Raw genomic sequence first — 5,800 nt, 5'->3', positions numbered from 1 at the left:
CTGGCGGGTTTCAAAGTCCTTTATGCTTCGTTAGATGCTTTCAAAATACGACTGCATGGTCTATTTTTTTCCATAAAAAATAACACATTCCCACCATCCATGGCGGTCAGATACTGGAGGTAGAGTAGCGCAGGAGCTTGTTACCGAGGATCACTATTCGCTTTAATCATCTGCCTTGCCTACAGCACTTTGAACTCCCGCTGAAAGATCACATATTTAATAGGATTGGTATGATTGTATATTCTGTTTCTAATTCGCATCATTCCCTTTTACACCTAAAACACATGACAGGTCATTTATCCAACAAATGTGACCTTACTCACAACACTTACTGTCAATATGACACCACAATGTCATGTTAACAACCTCTAATTGATGTCATTTTGACATTAAAAAACTTATCAACCAAGAGTAAATAACCTTAAAATCAAACACATACAAAATACAAATAAGTTGGCACGACTTGTGTATTGTCAGATTAACTGTATCAAAATGACTTTGCGCTAAGAGGACTTATGAGCAAAAATAAACTCACCGGCATTGCACTGCTAATCGTGCTAGTGGCTTCCTTTACTGTATTACTCAGTTTAGGCAGTGGCATATATCGAGAAAAACCACCAATTCCAACGGCCTTCACTGACACCAGCGGCCAACCCATATTCACCCAAAACGATATTGAACAAGGCCAACTTGTGTGGCGTTCAATGGGCGGCCATCAGTTAGGGTCTATTTGGGGACATGGTTCTTATATCGCACCTGACTGGACTGCCGACTGGTTGCACCGTGAAGCCCAAGCTTGGCTGTCTATTACTGCAAACGAACGTTATAACCGCGACTTTTCTGCGTTGAATTCAGAACAGCAAGCCGGTTTAGAAAAAGCACTTAGAAATGATATTCGCCATAATACAGTTGTTGAAGGTGCTGAGGATGAAACCCATGTCACCCTTTCTAACACCAGGATTGCGGCAATAAAAGAAGCAACTCAACACTATTTATCTTTATTTGGTGACGACCCAGCATTAAGTTCGCTACGAGAACAATACGCCATGAAAGAAGGCACTATTACTGATGCTGAACATCGTGAGTTATTAAATGCCTTTCTCTTTTGGGGGGCTTGGGCTGCTGTAACTGAACGCCCAGGTTATGATTACACTTACACCAACAACTGGCCATACGATCCACAAATTGGCAACTTACCCACATCAGACAACATTGTTTGGTCTATCCTAAGTATCATCACCCTGATCTTAGGTGTGGGAATGCTCATTTGGCATCATGCAAGCTGTAAGCAAGAGCCACTACCTGCACCCGCAAAAGAAGATCCATTATTTCACACTAAGCCAACAGCCTCACAAAAAGCCGTGGGTAAGTATTTTATTACTGCTATAGGTTTGTTTTTACTGCAAATACTACTCGGTGGTATTACCGCACACTATGCAGTTGAAGGACAAGAGTTTTATGGATTGCCACTATCAGAAATTCTTCCCTACTCCGTCACCCGTACTTGGCACACTCAATTAGCAGTATTTTGGATTGCCACCGCGTGGCTTGGTACAGGATTGTACATTGCCCCTGCACTGTCAGGCTATGAACCCAAATATCAGCGTTTAGGTGTTAATATTCTTTGGGTTGCATTGGTTGTTGTTGTATTAGGTTCAATGGCGGGTGAATGGTTAGGGGTACAACAGTATTTTGACCTAGACATGAACTTCCTCTTTGGTCACCAAGGTTACGAATACATTGATTTAGGTCGTGTGTGGCAAATATTGCTCCTTGGTGGCTTATTGATTTGGTTAGCCTTAGTCACCGCCTCTATGCGCCCAGCATTAAAAGTCAGCAGCGACATGCAACCTGTTATATGGGTGCTATATGCTTCATGTGTGGCTATTGGTTTGTTTTACGGTGCGGGCCTATTTATGGGCAAACACTCAAACTTAGCAATTGCTGAATACTGGCGTTGGTGGGTAGTACACTTATGGGTAGAGGGTTTCTTTGAAACATTTGCCACTTCAGTTATTGCATTGATGCTCGTTCGTTTAGGGCTTATCCGTGCTCGCAGTGCCAATGGTGCCGTGTTATTTTCAACCGTCATCTTTTTAACGGGTGGCTTAATTGGCACCCTACACCACTTGTATTTTACCGGCACTCAAACCTCCGTCATTGCATGGGGAGCCATATTTTCGGCTCTTGAAGTTGTACCGCTAGCATTAATTGGTTTTGAAGCAATGGAAACCTACCGCTTACGTAAAGCAAGTCCTTGGATGAAACGTTATCACTGGGCGATTATGTTCTTTGTGGCAACTTCATTTTGGAACTTAATTGGCGCAGGTGTATTAGGATTCTTAATAAACCCACCCATTTCGCTTTATTTTATTCAAGGCTTAAATACCACAGCAACCCATGCTCATGCAGCATTCATGGGAGTGTACGGCATGCTGGGAATGGGCTTAATGTTATTCTGCTTACGTGGACTAACTGGCAACATGCAATGGAATCACAAATACCTTAAAGGCGCATTTTGGACCTTAAACATCGGTTTAGCGGCAATGGTGTTTATGTCACTATTACCTGTCGGTATTGTGCAGTTCTTTGCTGCCATCGACCATGGTTACTGGTACGCACGCTCACCTGCAATCATCCACAGCGACTTAGTTGAAAACCTAGTCTGGATGCGAATGTTTGGCGATATTATCTTCAGTATTGGTGGTTTATTGATGGCAGCGTTTTTATTTGACCTCATTAAGAAAGCCATTGTTAGCAAGGGTGCTAAAGCAAAACAAACGGCTGCATTAGCATAGGTTATTTGCTAAACCTATTCTGATGACTAACTGAAGGGGCCATAATGGCCCCTTCTTTATATAAACCATTCAACTTTTCCCCTTGTTGTTATATTCACACTTGTCATAATGACATCAACCTGTAAAAAATTGGAGTTTAGCATGGCATTGAGTCAAGCAGACTTAACTCGCATCGCTTTGGATATTACGGCAAACTTATCTAATCGCGATCGTTTTTCACGTTTACTGACCACCCTCAGGGAAACACTTGATTGTGATGCTGCTGCATTATTGTCATTTCAAGGTCACCAATTTACCCCTTTGGCGATTGATGGCTTAAGTGCTGATGTGTTAGGGCGGCGCTTTATTGTAAATGAGCATCCAAGGCTTGAAGCCATCGCCCGAGCAGGGGATATTGTTCGTTTCCCTGCAGACAGTAAATTACCCGATCCTTACGATGGGTTAATTCCTAATTTAGAGGGTGATTTAAAAGTGCATGCCTGCGTCGGCTTACCGTTATTTGCCAATGAACAACTCATTGGCGCCTTAACGATAGATGCATTAGACCCAAATAAATTTGATCAATTCACCAACGGTGAGTTGCGCAGCATTAGTGCCATTACTGCTGCCTCATTAAATAATGCCCTATTGATTGATAAGTTAGAAAAGCAAGCAAACAACTTTACCATTACCAGTAACAAACCCTCTGGGCAGCTAGATACAGAAACCGAAATTATCGGCCAAGATGACAATTTTGTCGCCTTGCTCAATGAGGTCAACGTTGTCGCAGCGACTGAGTTGAATGTGTTGGTTTTAGGTGAAACCGGCACAGGTAAAGAGCTCATAGCCAAAGCCGTGCATCAACATTCACCACGTTCAACGCAACCATTAGTGTACCTAAATTGTGCAGCTCTTGCCGAGTCGGTAGCGGAAAGCGAACTCTTTGGCCATGTAAAAGGAGCCTTTACTGGCGCAATTAGCCATCGTAGCGGTAAATTTGAAATGGCAGATAAAGGCACATTGTTTTTAGATGAGATAGGTGAACTTGCACTTAACTTACAAGCCAAGTTGCTCAGGGTACTGCAATACGGAGACTTACAAAAAGTCGGTGATGATCGCAGCTTAAAAGTCGATGTACGCATTATTGCGGCAACCAATAAAGATCTAAAAAGTGAAGTGTTAGCAGGTCGCTTTAGGGCGGACTTGTACCATCGATTAAGCGTATTTCCGATTGTGGTTCCTCCGCTTCGTGAACGTCCACTTGATATTCACCTTTTAGCTGGATTTTTCGTAGAACGTTATCGCCAACAACTGCAATTAACACATTTGGGCTTGGATACAACTGTGCTTAAGCTACTCAGTCAATATCATTGGCCCGGTAACATTCGCGAACTTGAGCATGCGATTCATCGCGCGGCCGTTTTAGCTAAATCAGCTGGCGTAAGCGATGGCATGTGCATGATAAAACCTCAGCATTTTGAATTGACCCAACAGACAGATCAAATAGAGGAAAACCATAAAAAAGTTGCCGTAAAACACGCTATTGCATCTTTACCACATATGAATCTACGTGACGCCACAGAACAGTTTCAAAGTCAGTTTATTCAGCAAGTACTCAGTCAAACCAATGGCAACTGGGCTGCAACGGCTCGCAGCCTCGAACTAGATTCAGGTAACTTACATCGCTTAGCCAAGCGCTTAGGATTAAAATGATCAAAGTGCAAAAAAATCAGTTGAAATATTAGATGTAATGAGTGAGGATGCGCGCTAATAACCTCTACTAATAGTCAAGCTTGGCAAGATATTGTAGTCTGACTAACATAACGCCTGTTTTTAGGAATGATATAACTCTTATGATAAATTCGTTACGCTCCGCTATCATTGCAGCGACAGCCATTTTATTAAGTTTTTCAAGTGCTGCAATTGAATATCGTCTACCCGCTAAAGGCAGTAATTTAGTAGGTGAAAATCAATATTATGTTGTCCCAGAAGGAAAATTAACTTTAGAGCAGATTGCTTCAAAGTTTCAGCTAGGATTAACTAACTTACTAGAAGCCAATCCTGGAGTTGACCCTTTTCTGCCTAAGCCCGGTAGCACATTACTGATCCCACATCAGTTAATTTTACCTGACACAAAGCATGAAGGTGTGGTAATTAATTCAGCTGAAATGCGTTTGTATTATTACCCAAAAGGTAAAAACACAGTTGAAGTATTACCTATCGGTATTGGACAGATTGGTAAAGACACACCTGAAAAGTGGGTCACCACCATTCAACGCAAACGCGCTAATCCAACATGGACACCCACAGCAAACATTCGCAAATCTTACGCAGCTAAAGGAATAACATTACCTGCAGTATGGCCTGCTGGCGAAGACAACCCAATGGGGTTATTTGCACTCTATGTGGGAAACTTATATGCGATTCATGGTACTAACGCCACGTTTGGTATTGGCTTACGGGTAAGTTCTGGTTGTGTTCGCTTGCGTGATGAAGACATTGAACATTTATTTAATAGTGTGCCTGTTGGCACTCGTGTTGAATTTATTAACAAACCAATTAAAGCCACAGAAGAGCCCGACGGTAACCGTTACTTAGAAGTTCACGAACCACTCTCGCGCACTCAAGCTGAATTTGAATCGACAGAGCCTGTAGCATTAACATTTGATAAAGAAATGACTCGATTTGTGGCTCATCCAGATACCGATTCATTTACATTAAAACGACTACTTGAACAACGTACTGGGATGCCGACTCGCATTAACCCATAAACACCATAGTAATGTTTGGCTTTAATTGAACATAACAAAAATGGCTTTGTTGACACTACTGCAACAAAGCCATTTTTATATGCGCCTAATAAACTCACACTGTACGTGGGACAAAGGGCAAGTAATGTTATACCAATCCTATTAAATATGTGATCTTTCAGCGGGAGTTCAAAGTGCTGTAGGCAAGGCAGATGATTGAAGCGAATAGTGATCCTCGGTAACAAGCTCCTGCGTTACTCTACCTCCAGTATC

General features: G+C 42.2%; 3 protein-coding genes. All 3 read left to right on the top strand.

The annotated features are described in order from the left end of the window. Positions 1 to 515: 515 nt before the first annotated feature. The 3 genes from ACWXWT_RS19640 (at position 516) to ACWXWT_RS19630 (ending at position 5,548) form a co-directional block, all read left to right on the top strand. Positions 516 to 2,798 (top strand): nitric-oxide reductase large subunit, encoded by a 2,283-nt coding sequence (locus tag ACWXWT_RS19640; RefSeq protein ID WP_456043259.1) that lies wholly within the window; start codon positions 516 to 518, stop codon positions 2,796 to 2,798. A 141-nt stretch (positions 2,799 to 2,939) separates the two neighbouring features. After that, complete coding sequence (gene norR, locus ACWXWT_RS19635; protein ID WP_456043258.1) at positions 2,940 to 4,490, top strand: nitric oxide reductase transcriptional regulator NorR; 1,551 nt, start codon at positions 2,940 to 2,942, stop codon at positions 4,488 to 4,490. A 140-nt stretch (positions 4,491 to 4,630) separates the two neighbouring features. Then, complete coding sequence (locus ACWXWT_RS19630) at positions 4,631 to 5,548, top strand: L,D-transpeptidase family protein (protein ID WP_456043257.1); 918 nt, start codon at positions 4,631 to 4,633, stop codon at positions 5,546 to 5,548. Positions 5,549 to 5,800: the final 252 nt, after the last annotated feature.

The sequence above is a fragment of the Shewanella sp. A22 genome (assembly GCF_053850585.1).
This window is presented reverse-complemented; position numbering and strand designations above follow the sequence as displayed.

Excerpts from the sequence above, each read along its gene's own strand:
- ACWXWT_RS19640 (WP_456043259.1), top strand. The coding sequence starts at position 516 with ATGAGCAAAAATAAACTCACCGGCATTGCACTGCTAATCGTGCTAGTG.
- norR (WP_456043258.1), top strand. The coding sequence starts at position 2,940 with ATGGCATTGAGTCAAGCAGACTTAACTCGCATCGCTTTGGATATTACG.
- ACWXWT_RS19630 (WP_456043257.1), top strand. The coding sequence starts at position 4,631 with ATGATAAATTCGTTACGCTCCGCTATCATTGCAGCGACAGCCATTTTA.